Annotated in this window: 16 protein-coding genes and 1 tRNA gene; 6 read left to right on the forward strand and 11 right to left on the reverse strand. The window is 66.5% G+C overall.

Annotated features, from left to right (window positions below; genetic code table 11):
* Positions 1 to 4 precede the first annotated feature (4 nt).
* Entirely contained in the window at positions 5 to 142 is a 138-nt protein-coding gene (locus JT689_RS07560) for a hypothetical protein (RefSeq protein ID WP_205251919.1), read from the reverse strand.
* A gap of 172 nt (positions 143 to 314) precedes the next feature.
* On the opposite strand from JT689_RS07560, the gene JT689_RS07565 reads away from it, so the two are divergent.
* The gene (locus JT689_RS07565; protein WP_205250848.1) at positions 315 to 1,262 is read left to right on the forward strand and encodes a biotin--[acetyl-CoA-carboxylase] ligase; all 948 of its coding nucleotides are present in this window, start codon (positions 315 to 317) and stop codon (positions 1,260 to 1,262) included.
* Positions 1,263 to 1,268: 6 nt separating this feature from the next.
* On the opposite strand, the gene JT689_RS07570 is transcribed toward JT689_RS07565, so the two are convergent.
* Positions 1,269 to 1,712 carry a universal stress protein gene (locus JT689_RS07570; protein WP_010903120.1) on the reverse strand — a complete coding sequence of 148 codons (444 nt, stop codon included), beginning with the start codon at positions 1,710 to 1,712 and terminating at the stop codon, positions 1,269 to 1,271.
* 51 nt (positions 1,713 to 1,763) lie between these two features.
* Positions 1,764 to 2,993, reverse strand: a complete 1,230-nt coding sequence (locus tag JT689_RS07575) for an HD domain-containing protein (RefSeq protein ID WP_205250849.1) — start codon at positions 2,991 to 2,993, stop codon at positions 1,764 to 1,766.
* Positions 2,994 to 3,095: 102 nt separating this feature from the next.
* Here JT689_RS07575 and JT689_RS07580 point away from each other — a divergent pair, with 102 nt between their 5' ends.
* A complete protein-coding gene (locus JT689_RS07580; RefSeq protein ID WP_205250850.1) occupies positions 3,096 to 3,923 on the forward strand; it encodes a hypothetical protein in 828 nt (275 codons plus the stop codon).
* A gap of 34 nt (positions 3,924 to 3,957) precedes the next feature.
* Here JT689_RS07580 and JT689_RS07585 read toward each other — a convergent pair whose 3' ends face one another.
* Positions 3,958 to 4,668: an SDR family oxidoreductase gene (locus JT689_RS07585; protein ID WP_010903123.1), complete on the reverse strand. Its 711-nt coding sequence runs from the start codon at positions 4,666 to 4,668 to the stop codon at positions 3,958 to 3,960.
* A gap of 117 nt (positions 4,669 to 4,785) precedes the next feature.
* On the opposite strand from JT689_RS07585, the gene sucC reads away from it, so the two are divergent.
* The 3 genes from sucC to JT689_RS07600 are packed head-to-tail and all read left to right on the forward strand — an operon-like array spanning position 4,786 to position 7,901.
* Complete coding sequence (gene sucC / locus JT689_RS07590) at positions 4,786 to 5,934, forward strand: ADP-forming succinate--CoA ligase subunit beta (RefSeq protein WP_012289349.1); 1,149 nt, start codon at positions 4,786 to 4,788, stop codon at positions 5,932 to 5,934.
* The gene (gene sucD, locus JT689_RS07595) at positions 5,931 to 6,800 is read left to right on the forward strand and encodes a succinate--CoA ligase subunit alpha (protein ID WP_010903125.1); all 870 of its coding nucleotides are present in this window, start codon (positions 5,931 to 5,933) and stop codon (positions 6,798 to 6,800) included. The genes sucC and sucD overlap by 4 nt, the downstream gene beginning before the upstream one ends.
* Before the next feature lie 54 nt (positions 6,801 to 6,854).
* Positions 6,855 to 7,901, forward strand: a complete 1,047-nt coding sequence (locus JT689_RS07600; protein ID WP_010903126.1) for a site-specific DNA-methyltransferase — start codon at positions 6,855 to 6,857, stop codon at positions 7,899 to 7,901.
* A 9-nt stretch (positions 7,902 to 7,910) separates the two neighbouring features.
* On the opposite strand, the gene JT689_RS07605 is transcribed toward JT689_RS07600, so the two are convergent.
* Both JT689_RS07605 and JT689_RS07610 read right to left on the reverse strand, forming a co-directional pair.
* The gene (locus JT689_RS07605) at positions 7,911 to 10,289 is read right to left on the reverse strand and encodes a chloride channel protein (RefSeq protein ID WP_205250851.1); all 2,379 of its coding nucleotides are present in this window, start codon (positions 10,287 to 10,289) and stop codon (positions 7,911 to 7,913) included.
* 493 nt (positions 10,290 to 10,782) lie between these two features.
* Positions 10,783 to 11,619: a hypothetical protein gene (locus tag JT689_RS07610; protein ID WP_205250852.1), complete on the reverse strand. Its 837-nt coding sequence runs from the start codon at positions 11,617 to 11,619 to the stop codon at positions 10,783 to 10,785.
* Positions 11,620 to 11,982: 363 nt separating this feature from the next.
* Here JT689_RS07610 and JT689_RS07615 point away from each other — a divergent pair, with 363 nt between their 5' ends.
* A complete protein-coding gene (locus JT689_RS07615; protein ID WP_205250853.1) occupies positions 11,983 to 12,360 on the forward strand; it encodes a hypothetical protein in 378 nt (125 codons plus the stop codon).
* Between the two features lie 100 nt (positions 12,361 to 12,460).
* Here the strand turns inward: JT689_RS07615 and JT689_RS07620 are convergent.
* From JT689_RS07620 to JT689_RS07640, 5 genes are all read right to left on the reverse strand, one after another.
* Positions 12,461 to 12,535, reverse strand: a tRNA-Val gene (locus JT689_RS07620).
* 221 nt (positions 12,536 to 12,756) lie between these two features.
* On the reverse strand, positions 12,757 to 13,299 hold the full coding sequence (locus JT689_RS07625; protein ID WP_205250854.1) for a cob(I)yrinic acid a,c-diamide adenosyltransferase: 543 nt from the start codon (positions 13,297 to 13,299) through the stop codon (positions 12,757 to 12,759).
* Entirely contained in the window at positions 13,296 to 13,535 is a 240-nt protein-coding gene (locus tag JT689_RS07630) for a glutaredoxin (RefSeq protein ID WP_010903129.1), read from the reverse strand. Before JT689_RS07630 ends, JT689_RS07625 begins: the two co-directional genes overlap by 4 nt.
* Before the next feature lie 51 nt (positions 13,536 to 13,586).
* Positions 13,587 to 14,297 carry a DUF547 domain-containing protein gene (locus JT689_RS07635; protein WP_229373349.1) on the reverse strand — a complete coding sequence of 237 codons (711 nt, stop codon included), beginning with the start codon at positions 14,295 to 14,297 and terminating at the stop codon, positions 13,587 to 13,589.
* A gap of 93 nt (positions 14,298 to 14,390) precedes the next feature.
* Positions 14,391 to 15,203, reverse strand: coding sequence for a MarR family transcriptional regulator (locus tag JT689_RS07640; RefSeq protein WP_010903130.1), 813 nt, complete (start codon positions 15,201 to 15,203; stop codon positions 14,391 to 14,393).
* Positions 15,204 to 15,301 lie beyond the last annotated feature (98 nt).

Here is a 15,301-nt window from a genome sequence, read left to right on the forward strand (position 1 = left end):
TCAGCTACGGTCCCTGGATAATCCCGGCAGGGTGCTTCGCCGCCGCCGTCCCTGTTGTCGAGAGGAACAGCAGCATCGTGAACAGCGCGCCGATCATTCGTGGGTTATCCGACAGGTACTGTGTGAACTTGGAGTCCGTCATCGACATCTGTATCAACAGTCCGCTGAAAATTAAATTTATCTGAACATAACAGATATAAATAAACTGGAAAAAGGTATGAGTGAGTTATTGTGGCGGATCAGGGCAGTCCGCTCCGGTGCGGTGTGGCGTTCAACCAGTCGGGTTTAACAGGACAGGCCGGATACCACCGGCAATGAGCGACACCCGACGCGCCGTCCTCGACGCGTTGGCCGACGGCCCCACACCCGGGCCGGCGCTGGCCGACAAACTCGGCGTCTCCCGGGCCGCCGTCTGGAAGCACGTCGACGCACTCCGCGACGCCGGCTTCACCATCGACAGCGGCCACGACGGGTACACGCTGGCCGGAGTGCCCGACTACGGCGGGCTCGCGGTCAGCGTCGACTTGGACGCCCCGTTCACGATCGAACACCACGACAGCCTGCCCAGCACGAACGACCGCGCCCGCGAGCGTGCGGCCGACGGCGCGCGCGACACGGTCGTGCTCGCAACCCGGCAGACGAGTGGCCGCGGTCGCCGGGACCGATCCTGGGAGTCGCCCGCAGGCGGCGTCTGGGCGAGTCTCGTGCTCGGCCCGGACCTGCCGCCGGCGCGCGTGCCCCTGCTCACGTTCGCCGCCGCAGTGGCGGTCACGGACGCCGCCCGGGAGGCCGGCGTTGACGCCGCGATCAAGTGGCCCAACGACGTGGTCGTGCCCGGCGAACCCGCCGCGCGCGGCAACCGAAAGCTCGCGGGCATCCTCACCGAGATGGAGGGCGAAGCCAGCCGCGTGTCCTGGGTGGTCGTGGGCTTGGGCGTGAACGTCAACGTCGACCCGGCGGCGCTCGCGCCCGGCGCGACGAGCGTGCGCGCGCTGGCCGGCGAGACGGACCGACGGGTGTTCGTGCAGCGCGTCCTCGAACGGTTCGACGCCCTGCGTGGCCGCCCGGAGGCGGCGCTGGCGGCGTGGCGCGAGCGCGCAGCAACGCTCGGCGAACACGTGCGCATCACCCAGGACGACGACAACACGATCACCGGTCGCGCCGTCGATGTCACGGCTCACGGCGCGCTCGTGGTTGCCACTGGTGGCGAGTCGACAACCGTCGTGCATGCCGGCGACTGCCAGCACGTGCGGCCCGCCTGACGGGCGTTACTCGTCCCCGCCGCTGACGGTGAGCACCGGCACCGACGACGATCGCACCACCTTCTCGGTGACGCTGCCCAGCAACAGCCGGTCGATCCCACCGCGGCCATGGGTCCCCATCACGATCAGGTCACAGCCGGCGTTGTCGGCGTAGGTCACGATCTCCATGGCGGGGTTGCCGTCCCGGAGTTCGCGCTCGGTGGCGACACCACGGTCGTTTGCGGCCGCGGTCACGGTATCGAGCGCGCTCGTTCCCTCACTGCTCAGCATCGCGGACACGCTCTCCCAGGAGGAGTCCATGGGCAGCCCCGCGTAGCTCGCAGTGTCCACGACGTACAACGCGTGAACCGTCGCGTCGTGCTCGACGGCGAGATCGACGGCGTGCGCGACGGCGTCCTGTGACGCGTTCGACCCGTCCGTCGGTACGAGGATGCGCTCGTAGCGTCCCATCGTGTCGTGCTTCTCACGGTGCTGTGTTAAGTGTACAGGGCGGTCGGGTGGTCACTCCGAGAACCCCGGCGGTGAGTCGTCGGGCGCGTTCACCTCGGTGACGAGCCCGTCGTCGGGGTCCAGCCCGAGCACGCGCTCCGTGGCCCGCCCGACCGCGTCGGTGTGCGCTCGCGGCGTGTAGACGCCGAGTCGCCACTGCTCGCGCTGGGCGGTCTGAAGCGCGGTCACGAGCGTTGATTGCTCGTGGAGCCGCCGCACCTCGCCGTTGACCAGCACACCCGTCGAGGACTCCGGCATCGAGGGCTCGCTGGGCGCATCAACGATGACATCGCGCTCGGGGACGCCGGCGTCGGCGGCGATGGCGCGCTCGAACCCCCGCACGGTGTCGTGGTCCGCGCCGACGAGGTCGTCGTCGACGTCCCCGAGTTCCGCCCACACCGCGCGCTTGTAGAGGTCGCGCTCGAACAGCCGGGCGGCGACCCGGCTGGTGGCGTCGTGGGCGCGGAGCGCGGCCACGAGGTCGTGGTCGTCCATGCGGCGCAGCGCCGGCGCGGTCACGTCCGTGGTGGCGAGCAGCGTTTCGGCCGCGCGCCGCAGCATCGACTTCGAAATGCGGGCGACGTGGTGGCTGTACACGGTCGGGTTCATGAGCGCGCGCGCCAACAGCAGGCTTTCGGCGGATTGCACGTTGCCCGCGCCCAGCACGAGATCGCCGTCGATGAACGTCAGCCCACGGATGAGTCGTCCGTGGTCGATGGTGCCGTAGGGGACGCCGGTGTGGTGGGCGTCCCGCACCAGGTAGTCCATGCGGTCGACGTCGAGCTCGCCGGCGACCAGTTGGGCCAGTGGCTCGCCGTCGCCGGCCACGAGGGCGGCGATCTCCGCGGGCTGGATGTCGTGGTCGGCCAGCACCGACGCCACCTGGCCGGACGCCACGAGGTCGTGGACGTCGTCGTGGCGGTTGCCGGTGTGGCGCTCGATCACGTCCTCGACGTTGTGGCTGAACGGTCCGTGGCCGATGTCGTGGAGGATGGCGGCGGCGCGAACGCGGGTGGCGCGCTGGCCCGTGATCCCGAGGTGGTCGAGCGCGCGGTCGGCGAGGTGGTAGACGCCCAGGGAGTGCTCGAAGCGGGTGTGGTTGGCTGACGGGTAGACGAGGCTGACGGTGCCCAGCTGTGCGACGTTGCGCAGGCGCTGGAGCGGGGGCGTGTCGAGCAGCGCAGCGACCACGCCGGTGACTTCGATGTGGTCGTGGACGCTGTCCTTGATCGTGGTGGTCATTGGAGGCTGTTGGCGGGGTTTTCGTATAACTCGTGTGACCGAGCGCGCGCCGGACGCGGTGTCGTCCACAGGGGTTTTCACCGTGACACGCGAACCACCGGTATGCGACGGCAACTTGCTGCCCTGTTGGTTGTGGCGCTTGTCGCGGTCGCCGGATGCGCCGGCGGCTCCGCCCCTGCGACAGACGACGGCGCATCGAGCGGCGACCAGATCTATCAGACGCCCCTTGACACGGGGACCGTCGTGGACGCCCACGCCAGCGCGCTCACTGACGCGGGCTCGTACACGATGGAGTCGACGGTCGCACAGTCGCTGGCAAACAGCACGCAGCGCGCCGAGACCACCGGCGTGGTCCGTGGGAACGCCGCCTCGGGTGCGCTGTTCCTGCGGACGCAGTCGCCGCGGGGCCAGACGGTCGCCGTGTACACCGACGGCAACGGCACCGCCTACGAGCGGCGCGCCGCCGGCAACCGGTCACAGGTCCGGGACGCGTCCGGGAGAGCGCCGACCGCCGATCAGTACGCCAGCAGCATCGTGCGGCCGTTCATCGACCTGTTCAACTTCACGTACACGGGCACCACCACTGAGAACGGCGACACGGTCGCGGTCTACGAGGCCGACGGCGTGGCGGACCTGAATACGTCCTCACGGGCGTTCGCGAACCGCGACCCCGAGTCGGTCGAGGCGGCGGCCGCGACGCTGCACATCCGTGACGACGGCGTGGTGACCTCGCTGCAGTCGAACACCACGTTCGCACAGCAGAACCGCTCGCAGACGACGGCTGTCAACTACACCTTCAGCGACATCGGGTCGACGGAAGTCACCCAGCCCGACTGGGCCAGTGACGCCGCCACGACCGCGACCAGCCAGCCGTCGACGACGACACCCACGACCGCGAACGCGACCACCACCGCGAACGCGTCGGCGTAACGCGCGGTCGAACTCCGTTCGTTCTGCTGTCCGGTTAGGCGTCGCCGTAGACTGGGACCGCAGCCCCGTTCGTGGGCGGCGTCGCGTCCGAACACAGCGAGAGCACGACGCGAGCGATGGCATCGGGGTCGACCCAGGAGTCGTGGTCGGCGTCGGGCAGCATCTCGCGGTTCGCGGGCGTGTCGATGACCGACGGCATGACGGCGTTGGCGCGCACCGCGCCGTGGTTCTCGGCGGCGATGGTTTCGGTGAGCAGGCGGACGCCGGCCTTCGCGGCCCGGTAGGGACCGTCGCCCTGGCCGCCCTCCAGGGAGGCCCGCGCGGAGACGGAGACGATGGTGCCACCGCTGTCCTGGAGGTGTGGGATCGCGTGCGCGCTCGCGAGAAACATCGTCTTCAGGTTCACGTCCAGGACTGTCTCGAACGCCGACACCGGCGTTTCGTGGATCGGGTCGCCGCCCTGCCACATCCCGGCGACGTTGCAGAGCGCGTCGAGGCCGCCGTGGTCGGCGACCGTGCTTGAGACGACGTGGGCGGCCTGCGTGTCCTCCGTGAGATCGCCCTGATAGAACGACGCGAACGTGGGGGTCGGCACGGCGTCGTCGCTCTCCGCGGGGGCCACCACGTCGGTGCCACAGACGGTTGCGCCGGCGTCGGCGAACGCCCGACAGACGGCGCTCCCGAGCGCGCCGACCGCGCCGGTCACGAGCACAACGTCGCCATCGCACTCGAAGTTGGCATGCATACACACCACATGGATGGAGCGCGTTGTAAACGTATGCACCCCGTGTCGAAGCGGCAGCACGCGCCGGATTCGGAGACCGATGGGGTTTATGCTGAGCGAGGTTCGCGTTCAGACTGCATGAAGCTTCACGAGTACCAGGCGAAGGAGGTCTTCGCCGATGCGGGCATTCCGACCCCGGAGTCGGCGCTCGCAACGTCCGTCGACGAGGCCGTCGAGGTCGCAGACGCCCTCGACTACCCCGTCGCGGTGAAGGCCCAGGTACACGTCGGTGGCCGCGGAAAGGCCGGCGGCATCAAACTCGCGGAGAACACGGCCGAGGCTCGCGAGGCCGCCGAGTCGATTCTCGGCATGGACCTCAAAGGCTACACGGTTGATCGCGTTCTCGTCGAGGAGGCCGTCGACTTCACCAACGAGTTGTACGTCGGCGTGACCATGGACCGCAGCGAGGGCGCGCCGGTCGTGATGGTCTCCGAGCGCGGCGGCGTCGACATCGAATCCGTCGCCGAGGAAGCCCCCGAGGACATCGTGCGCGAGCACGTCGATCCCTCGTTCGGTCTGCAGGCCTATCAGGCCCGCAACGCCGTCTACGACGCGGGCATCGAGCAGGACGTCGCCGGGGACGTCGCGAAGATCGTGCAGGGCGTCTACGATCTGTGGGCGGACAGCGACGCCACGGAGGTCGAGATCAATCCCGTGATGGTGACCAGCGAGCGCGACGTTGTCGCCGCCGACGCCGTGATGAAACTCGACGAGGACGCGTTGTTCCGCCAGCCGGCGTTCGCCGACATGGAAGAGGACGCCGCCGAGGACGACCTCGAAGCCAAGGCCAACGAGTACGGCTTCGACTACGTCCGCCTGGACGGCAACACGGGCATCATCGGCAACGGGGCCGGGCTCGTGATGACGACGCTTGACCTCGTGGACTACTACGGCGGGCAGCCCGCGAACTTCCTGGACATCGGCGGCGGCGCGAAAGCCGACCGCGTCGCCAACGCCCTGGACATGGTGTTCAGCGACGAGAACGTCGACAGCGTCGTGTTCAACATTTTCGGCGGCATCACTCGCGGCGACGAGGTCGCGAAGGGCATCAACAGCGCGCTCGAACAGTTCGACGAGATCCCGACGCCGGTCGTCGTCCGGCTCGCGGGCACGAACGCCGCTGAAGGCCGCGAGATCCTCAACGACGACCTCGTGACCGTCGAAGAAACGCTTGAGGGCGCTGTCCAGCGCGCCGTCGAGTACGCCGACGAGGAGGACATCCAATGAGCATTCTAGTCGATGACGACACCCGCGTCGTGGTGCAGGGCATCACGGGCGGGGAGGGGAAGTTCCACGCCGAACAGATGATCGAGTACGGCACCAACGTCGTCGCGGGCGCGGTGCCCGGGAAGGGCGGCCAGGAGGTCGCCGGCGTCCCCGTCTACGACACCGTCAATCAGGCCGTCGTGGCCGAGAACGCGGACGCCTCGGTGGTCCTCGTGCCGCCGGCGTTCGCCGCGGACGCGGTCTTCGAGGCGCTCGATACGCCCCTCGATCTCGTGGTCGCGATCACCGAGGGCATTCCGAGCCAGGACATGGCGAAAGTGTACAAGCGCCTCTCGGAAGTCGACACCCGCCTGCTCGGGCCGAACTGTCCGGGCATCATCACGCCGGGCGAGGCGAAACTCGGCATCCTGCCGGGCAACATCTTCGAGGCGGGCAACGTCGGCCTCGTCTCCCGGTCGGGCACGCTCACCTACCAGGTCGTGGATTCGCTGACCGCGCGCGGCGTCGGCCAGACGACCGCCATCGGCATCGGCGGCGACCCGATCATCGGGACGGACTTCATCGACGCCCTCGAACTGTTCGAGGCCGATCCGGAGACGGAGGCGGTCGTGATGTGCGGCGAGATCGGCGGCGAGGACGAGGAGGCAGCGGCCGCGTACATCGACGAGCACATGGACACGCCGGTCGCCGGGTTCATCGCCGGCCGCACCGCACCGCCGGGCAAGCGCATGGGCCACGCCGGCGCGATCGTCTCCGGCAGCGGCACCGGCACCGCGGACTCCAAGATCAGCGCGCTCAACGACGCGGGCGTTCCCGTCGGCGACACCCCCGAGGAGGTCGCCGACGACATCGAGGAGCTGCTGTAGCGTCCGCGCGCCCCGTCGAAACTGGTTTGTAGCCGGGTCTAGTCGCGTGACGTGATGGATGAGACCACGCACCGTGTCGCGGTCGGGGATGCGCGCGACCTGCCACTGGCCGCCGACGCCGTGGACCTCGTCGTGACGTCGCCGCCGTACCCGATGATCGAGATGTGGGACGCCGTGTTCACCGATCTCGACCCCGAAATCGGCGCGGCCCTGGACGCCGGTGCGGGCGAGCGCGCCCACGACCGCATGCACGCGGTGCTGGCCGACGCGTGGCGGGAAGTCAAGCGCGTGCTTCGTCCCGGTGGGATCGCCGTGGTGAACGTCGGGGACGCCACGCGGTCGGTCGACCGGTTCCGCGTCTACGACAACCACGCCCGCGTCACGAACGCGTTCGCGGATCTGGGGTTCGACCCGCTGCCGGGCGTGCTGTGGCGCAAGCCCACGAACTCCGCGGCGAAGTTCATGGGGTCGGGGATGGTGCCGCCAAACGCCTACGTGACCCTGGAACACGAGCACCTGCTGGTGTTCCGGAACGGCGAGCGCCGCGGGTTCGAGCCGGGCGCGGACCGCCGCTACGAGGCGGCGTACTTCTGGGAGGAGCGCAACGACTGGTTTTCCGACGTGTGGACCGACCTCAACGGGGCCCGCCAAGACCTCGCCGAGCCGGGGCTGCGGGAGCGCTCGGCGGCGTTCCCGTTCGCGTTGCCGTACCGCCTCATCAACATGTACTCGGTGTACGGCGACACCGTCCTGGATCCGTTCTGGGGGACGGGCACGACCAGCGTCGCGGCCGCCGTGGCCGGGCGCAACTCCGTGGGCGTCGACGCCGACCCGGAGGTGGTGGCTGCGTTCGCCGACCGCATCACCGCCACCCCCGAGCTGTCGCGTGCGGTCGCTGCCGACCGCCTGGCTGCCCACCGGGCGTTCGTCGCCGAGACGGACGACGACGCGCTGGGGTACGACGCCGTGAACTACGATGTTCCCGTGCGAACGAACCAGGAGCGGGACCTCCAGTTGTATACGGTTGCGGACGTCGAGGCGACCACGGCCGGCTGGCGGGCGACCCACGAGCCGTTCGTGCCCACCGACGACGAAGCGTAGGCGGTGGCGTCAAGCCCCCGCGTCCGGCAGCGCCCACTGTCGGTCGCCGACGTCGTCGATGGGGATGCGGTCGTAGGCCGCGAGCACGTCGGTTCGGGTGACGATCCCGACCAGCGAGCCGTCGGTGTCGACAATGGGGATGCGGCCGATGTCGACGCGCGCCATGCGGTCGACGAGCGTGAGGAGGTTGGTGTCCGGGGTGGCAGTAACGACGTTCGTGGTGCCGAGTTCCTCGACCGCCGTCGATGGGGATTGCCCGCCGTCGCGTGCACAGACCGCCACCGTCTCGGCGGTGTCTCCGGCGACAGTCATCAGCGGCTCCACGTCGGACCGCACGAGCATGCCCGCGACGGTGTCGTCGGCGTCGACGATGGGGAGGCCGCGGTGGGAGCGCTGCTGGAAGACCCGCAGCGCGTCCATGGCGGAGGTCCCCACGGTGACCGTGTCGACGTCCGTGGACATCACGTCCTTGGCGGCGAGGTCTTCGAGGCTGCCGATGCGGCGCTCCTGGACGGTGATGCCCTTGTCGCGCAGCGCCTCGGTGTAGATGGTGCCGTTGTCAAGCAGTCCTTGTGCGACCTCGCTGCCGATGACGGTCACCGCCAGCAGCGGCAGGATGATCGTGTACTGGCCGGTGAGTTCGAAGATGATGAGCGTCGCGGTGAGCGGCGCGCTGGCCGTGGCGGCGAACACGCCGGCGGTGCCGACGAGCGCGTACGCGCCGGCGCTGGCTGTGCCGGCGAACGCGGCGTTGACGAGCACGCCGAACGCGCCGCCGGCCATCGCGCCGACGTAGAGGGTCGGCGAGAACACGCCCCCGGAGTTCCCGCTGCCGATGGACAGCGAGAACCCCACGACTTTCAGCACCGCCAGCGCCACCAGCACCAGCAGCGTGAGGTCGCCGGCGATGCTGGAATGGATGGTGCCGTATCCGACCCCGAACAGCCAGGTCGCGCTCTGCAGCGGCGAGGCGTCGAGCAGCACAGCCGTGAGCAGGACCGACACCCCGAGAAGGGCACCGCCGATGGCCGGCGTGAGGTAGCCGGGCAGGTCCCAGCGGTCCTGGAAGAGGTGTTCGGAGGCGTACAGCAGCCGCACGACGGCAGCGCCGATGCCGGCGGCGACCACGCCGAGGCCGGCGTAGAGGGGGAACTCCAGGGAGGGCGTGACGATGTGGTAGGTGATCGGCACGAGGAACTCGCGGACGCCAGGCACGGCAGTGAACGCCAGCACCGACCGCGCGACGGCGGTCGCCGTGACCGCGCTCAGCACGACGGTGACGACGTTGGTGAGCGCGTACTCCGAGAGCAGGATTTCGAGCGCGAACATCACACCCGCGAGTGGGGTGTTGAACGTGGCCGCGATGCCGCTGCCCGCGCCGGCGGCGACCAGCGTGCGCGTGTACCGGGAGTGGACGAACGCCCCGAAGTACGATCCCGCGGCGCTCCCGATCTGCACGATCGGGCCTTCCCGGCCGAGGGACGCCCCGCTGGCGATCGCGATGCTCGACGAGACGGTCTTGTACACGGCGATCTTGGGGTCGATCTGGCCGTTGTGGACCATCAGCGATTCGAGCACTTCGGGGACGCCGTGGCCGCGAATCGCGGTGGTGGTGCGGCGGATCACCAGGCCAACGATCAGCCCGCCGACCGCCGGCACGAGCGCGTACCGGAGCGGGCCCAGGGGGGCCAGCGCGCCGAACAGGTTCGGCACGTGGATCGGGGCGAAGCTGACCGCACCCGGGTTCAGCGTCGCGCCGAAGAACACCGCCTGGGCGGCGAAGATGGTGATGCGGAAGACAACCGCGCCGAGGCCGGCGACGATGCCGACGAGGATCGCGGCGGTGTTGAGCCGGACGCCGTCCCGCGAGAGGAAAAACCGGATGCTGCTGGTGGCCGACCGGTGCCACCGCCGGAGCGTGTCACCGGCGGCGACGGCGGCGGCCGACACGCGTGGTCCGTGCGTGCGCGCCCACCGGCATTTCCCGGGGCGGCCTCGGAACTGCGCGACGAAATCCAGGGCGCTCACCGCGAACACCAGCACGCCGATGCACAGCGCCGCGTCGGTGAGCACGCCGGGCGTCGCGGCGTCGATGCGCACCGCGGACACGACCAGCCAGAGGCTGAGAATCCCGCCGGCGCGAACGAAATCCGGGTGTTCGAGGGTGTGGTGGGCGATCCGATGGAGGTTGTACGCACTGACGACCGCGAGTCCGCCGCCGACGAGGATCGTGTCAAGTCGTTCGAGTGGTGGGCCGCCGAGCACCACGCCAACGATCGCCACTGCGAGGCCGAGCGCTGCGTTCACACTGTTCGTCCAGGCCCCGAGGCGGTCGATATCATCCGGAACCCAACTTCCCCACGACCGCAGCCGGCGGTGGCTCGTCATCCGACACTCACCATACCAGCTGGTTGTCACGTGACGCGTCTAAACCTGTCCGTTCGACCACGAACCATCGAAAAAGTGACGTTTTGCGCGGTGGCGGCGAACGCGTGGCTCCGCATCGAGTGTCGCAGCGAAGTAATGGGTCGGGGCGGAGTTGAACCTGCATTAGAGTTGATGCGTCTTGCTTCGCTGCGACGGTCAACTCTAATGAGATTCGACGTTCGTCTCTCGCTCCTCCGTCGCTCGTTCCTGCACGTCTCACCGCCGACTTGCTCGGTACCTGCCTGCCTGTAGTAGTAGGTCACTGCCCAGCCGGAGAGGGGTAGTTATCAAGGTTTTCAACCGCCTCACGAGCTTCCCTCCGAGTACCAGAGATGCGGTGACCAAGGTCCTGGATGGTGTCTAATCCAGTATCATCACTCAAATGTTTCGACGATGAATTTTCAACACAACAAATGATGACACTGCAAGTAGAACTCCTGCGGTTCAAGTGGAATTATGCCAGCCTACGAACCTGCGGCGCGAGCCGATTAAATATGGCCTCAGCACGAGTGCCAGTCTCGATTGGCTCGCTCCAGTCGGATTCACTCCAAGCCACGACGTATATCCCTGATTCCAGGATGTTCATCGTTAGGCTGTCTTCGTGTGACCCGTGGAGTTTCTCGATAAACATCTTTTCAGCGGCCTCATCTACAAGACTGGTTCCCTTGAGATTCTTGCCCTCATTTCCACCACTGAATTGCTGACTTTCCACCGTTTCCGTCAGTTCATTTAGTGCTTCTGCTAACGGAGTATCTGGTTCAAATTCTTCGTCATCAAGAGAGGAAAATTTAAAAACAGTGATTTTATCTCTACTCTCGTAGAAATCTTTCATTATTTCTTGGTTGAAAGAGAATATTCGGGAATTATCTAGAGCACCGGTATCTGTCAACTTCCCGATGAAACTTGGAATCCAAGGGTCTACTAAGTCTTGCTTTGACTCAAAGGCAAACATCCCATTCTCGAAGTAGAAAACACGGGGACGGACCAGTTCAGGCTGATTGCGTTCTTCTTCCTCACCTTCCTCGTTCCTCACGACGATACTGTTCTCTGTGTCTGCCGAATATATAAAGTGGCAGAAGGAAAGTTCTCCGTGGCTGTCTCCAAGGTAGGTTGTTCTACCTTTCTCACGGTACTCCAATTCGCCTCCTGAAACTGGGTCATCCTCGACCCGGCGGACCATCTCGAACTCGTCATCAAGTGCATCAATCTCACTCTTCACTTCTTCAACCGATGGAAGTTCGCTTTCAGGAAGGTCAATTTTTCCAATCTTGTAGCGCTCTGGGTCTGACATATCGTATACCTGACTGACGAGGTGTAGATTTATAAAACCATTCCAACCAGAGTGAGAGTATAACCACTGTACAGCAAGTGCCTTGGAAATATAATTCGAAAATTCAGTAGCCTACAAGGAGTTGATTCCATATATACAGTATGGCGTAAGTCTGATTCATATGCAGTATTCGTTTAAGTAGGGGCGGTGTTAATATACCTGAGTAGAGGGACAGCAGGAGTACGACTTGTCAGTGTTAGAAAGTAGTAATACTAATGGTATGTGTGTTTTTGGCGTATGTGAGTGTAAAAAAGAGGGTCGCTCGGTCGAAGCAACATTGACACGCCTTCTACAACTGAAGGAATATGTCGAGGAAGCGAACTGATGGACGGAATTACTATTCTTGTTGCAGACGGCGATGCTTCGCAGATTAAGGATTTCCTCTCCATCGAGGAGATGCGGGAGTTGCTGATTGATGAAATGAGAGAACGGCAGTCACAAGCCGATGACGAGTTGGCCGAATGGGATTCCATCTCCGAACTTCGGGCCGATGATTCCCTTGATACGGCAGAGCGGAAGCGTCTCGAACTACCGCGTGAGCGGTGCAAACACCCTTCCACGAAGTTCACTTTAACCAATACCTGCCTGTTTCGAGGTGTGTCGTTGGTTAAGCTGAAACACTTACCATCCTTACACGAGTATTTCCTTCTGGTACAATCGCCATACAGCGTTGTGGTGAGAAGGAGCCAACAACTCGCTTGACTTCTTCTCCTCTACCTGAAGACAGGTCCCCCTACGGGAATTACTGAATCAAGGCCTGAGACAGCGGAGAGCTGTCACTCAGGAGCGTTAAGCGACTGAGTGGGTCGGGGCGGAGTTGAACCGCCGACCTGCTCCGTGTGAAGGAGCCGTCATAACCGGACTAGACCACCGACCCGGACAGTAGTTCGTACCCGGAGGGCAGCATTAAGGCTTGCGTTCCCCGAGCGGTGGTGGCGGTGACCACCACAGGACTTTAGTATCTTTAGGTATACCTAAAACCTGTGTGGCGGGCGTCGCCGACAGCCCGTCCGCGTCTGTCCCAGCCGCAGAGACCGTCGGCACCTCGCCGTCCCTGGAGAGGGGCGTCGGCATCATCCTGCTGTTGTCCACACGCGATCAGTACGACGGCGATTCTTCGTGAACACCCGCCACGTCGTTGGCCAGCCGCGCGAACACGAACAGCGCGTCCGACAGCCGGTTCAGGTACGCCACCGCGGTGTCGTTGACCGCGTCGTCGGGCTCGTGGTCCTGGAGCGCGACCGCGCGGCGCTCGGCGCGCCGGCACACCGCCCGCGCCTGATGCAGCGCCGCGCCCGCCTCGCTGCCCCCGGGCAGGATGAACGACTCCAGGGGGTCCAGGCGCGCCTCGCAGTCGTCGATCCACTCCTCGACGTGGGTGACGTGTTCGGCGGTGATCTGTGGGTCGTCGGGCTCGGGCTCCGGGTTCGCGAAGTCCGCCTGCACGACGTGGAGGTGGTTCTGTGCCTCCCGGAGCCAGGCGTCGAGGTCGGCGATGTCCGTCGGGCGGATGGCACCGACCGCGGCGTTGAGTTCGTCCACGGTGCCGTAGGCTTCGATGCGCGGGCTGGCTTTCGAGACGCGGTCCATCGTCCGGAGGTCGGTGTCGCCGTCGTCGCCGCGCTTCGTGTAGATCTTCACGCCAGGGTCACCGCCGCGTAGGTCTGGATGCGCTGACTGTCGGCCATCACCACGCCGCGGTCGTCGTCCACGAGGACGGGAACGCTGCGCTGCCCGCTGGCGCGCTTGACCGCGTTGCGCGCCGAGTGGCGCGCGTCCACGTGGACGGTCTCGTGGTCGATGTCGTCCGCGGCCAGCGTGTCGATCACCGATTCGCAGTCCGGGCAGCCGTCCAACGCGTAGAGGGTGAGCGTCATGGCGGTGCTTCGGGCGGCGCGCCCAAATGTGTTCGTCCCGCGGCGGCGCGACTACTGGGGGTCGCTGCGGGCGGGAGCGGGGTCGTGGTCCGGGAGCGTGAGAGTCGGTGGCGTGACGTATCGGAGGCGCGGCGATGCGTCCGCCGGGATCACGTCGTGGGCCGCGAGCAGCGAGCGGATGCCGCTCGCGCCGCCGAAGTCGCCGCGGTACCACAGGCAGACACGGGGCGCGCGTGCGACCTGTGCGTCGGGGTTGTAGTCGGCGGCGTGATCGAGGTAGGTGTCGGTGAGCGCGTCGAGTTGCGCGTCGACGTTGGCGGCGGTGAACGTCACCGCAAGGCCGGGCGCGTGGCGGGCGATGCGCGTCGCGAAGTGGACGCGTTCGTCGAGCTCGTCGAGGCGGTAGCGGCGGGCGAACGGGCTGGGGAACGGATCCGGGAGGTAGCCCAGGCCGTGGCGCCAGCGGTCCGCGCGGAGGATGTCGTGGGTGATGTCGGCGGCGGTGCGGCGGGTGCCGGCGATCCGGCGGGCGTGCTGGCCGGTGGCGCGTGCGCGCTCGACGAGCGCGCCGTGGACGTTCAGCCAGAACGCGGTGGCGGCGGACTCGTCGTCGCCGAGCGTGTCCAGGATGGACTGGTCGAGGGCGGCAAGCGAGTCGAACAGCGCCGACGCCCCGGTGTCGTGGTGGGCGGTGTGGTAGAGGCGCTGAGCGGCGGCGACGAGGTCGTGGGCTGTCGTCGTGTCGGCGGTTGGTGCGAACACGGGAATCACGCCTCACCAGCCGCTATCGTGAGGTATGTTAACACACCTTGTCATAGTGTGCCACGATACAAACGTCTGTCGCCAGTCCGCCGGTCAGTCCAGGCCCGGGCCGACGACCTCGTAGCCGAGATTGCGCTCCCGCAGCGGGTCGGTGTGCTCGGAGAGGCGGTCGGCAGTCACCACCAGCAACACCGACAGTCCCCGGCTCGCTGCGGCGGGAACGGCGCTTGCCGTCCCGAACCGGATGTCCGGCTCGCTGCCGGCGTCCCGCACTGCAACGAGCGCCTCAACGCCGGCGGCCGCGACGATGTCGTGGGCCGCGAGCCGGGCGGTCACGGCGTCGTCCGGGAGCGCACCGCTGCCGCCGTCCTGGACGACCGGCGTCGACAGCACCGTCACCTCACCGGGCTCGTAGTCGAGCATCCCGTCGAACTCGGCGGTCCCCACGTCCTGGCCGGCCGCGGCACCGGTGACCGCGACCGCCGTTGCACTGCCATCAGCACCCGGGGTGGCGTGCATGACGCCGTCGTGCATCGACAGCGAGACGCGCTCGCCGTCGTCGATGTCGGCGTCAGCAACGGCGGTGTCGACGTCGACCTCTTCGAGGACGCTCTCGGAGACGTACTCCACGAACGTCCGCAGGTCGTCGGTCTGGGAGATGAGCCAGTCGACGCCCTCCTTGGTGACTTCGTATCGCCCGCGTCCGTGCTTGCGCGCGTGCCCCTCCTCGACGAGGTCGCCGAGGTAATCGCTGACCGCCTGGGCCGTGACCCCGATCTCGTCCGCGATCTCCTGCTGGCTGACCGCCGGCTGTCGCTCGGCGATCTCCACGAGGATCTGGTACCGCGTGGCGTTGCGCTTGCTCCGGAGCACGCCCAAGTCCCCGTTCGCCCGTGATTCGACCATTACTGCAAGTTCAGACGACCCCAATTCAAGTAGTTTTGTGTAACCGCCGGCGTCGGGGGCGCTCGCGCCCATCTAAGAAAGCTCACTTTCCCTAATAC

This window comes from Halobacterium sp. GSL-19 (assembly GCF_016917855.1).
GTDB lineage: Archaea > Halobacteriota > Halobacteria > Halobacteriales > Halobacteriaceae > Halobacterium > Halobacterium salinarum.

Bases quoted from the DNA above. Each gene is read 5' to 3' on its own strand.
- JT689_RS07560 (WP_205251919.1), bottom strand. From the start codon at position 142: ATGACGGACTCCAAGTTCACACAGTACCTGTCGGATAACCCACGAATG.
- JT689_RS07565 (WP_205250848.1), top strand. From the start codon at position 315: ATGAGCGACACCCGACGCGCCGTCCTCGACGCGTTGGCCGACGGCCCC.
- JT689_RS07570 (WP_010903120.1), bottom strand. From the start codon at position 1,712: ATGGGACGCTACGAGCGCATCCTCGTACCGACGGACGGGTCGAACGCG.
- JT689_RS07575 (WP_205250849.1), bottom strand. From the start codon at position 2,993: ATGACCACCACGATCAAGGACAGCGTCCACGACCACATCGAAGTCACC.
- JT689_RS07580 (WP_205250850.1), top strand. From the start codon at position 3,096: ATGCGACGGCAACTTGCTGCCCTGTTGGTTGTGGCGCTTGTCGCGGTC.
- JT689_RS07585 (WP_010903123.1), bottom strand. From the start codon at position 4,668: ATGCATGCCAACTTCGAGTGCGATGGCGACGTTGTGCTCGTGACCGGC.
- sucC (WP_012289349.1), top strand. From the start codon at position 4,786: ATGAAGCTTCACGAGTACCAGGCGAAGGAGGTCTTCGCCGATGCGGGC.
- sucD (WP_010903125.1), top strand. From the start codon at position 5,931: ATGAGCATTCTAGTCGATGACGACACCCGCGTCGTGGTGCAGGGCATC.
- JT689_RS07600 (WP_010903126.1), top strand. From the start codon at position 6,855: ATGGATGAGACCACGCACCGTGTCGCGGTCGGGGATGCGCGCGACCTG.
- JT689_RS07605 (WP_205250851.1), bottom strand. From the start codon at position 10,289: ATGACGAGCCACCGCCGGCTGCGGTCGTGGGGAAGTTGGGTTCCGGAT.
- JT689_RS07610 (WP_205250852.1), bottom strand. From the start codon at position 11,619: ATGTCAGACCCAGAGCGCTACAAGATTGGAAAAATTGACCTTCCTGAA.
- JT689_RS07615 (WP_205250853.1), top strand. From the start codon at position 11,983: ATGGACGGAATTACTATTCTTGTTGCAGACGGCGATGCTTCGCAGATT.
- JT689_RS07630 (WP_010903129.1), bottom strand. From the start codon at position 13,535: ATGACGCTCACCCTCTACGCGTTGGACGGCTGCCCGGACTGCGAATCG.
- JT689_RS07640 (WP_010903130.1), bottom strand. From the start codon at position 15,203: ATGGTCGAATCACGGGCGAACGGGGACTTGGGCGTGCTCCGGAGCAAG.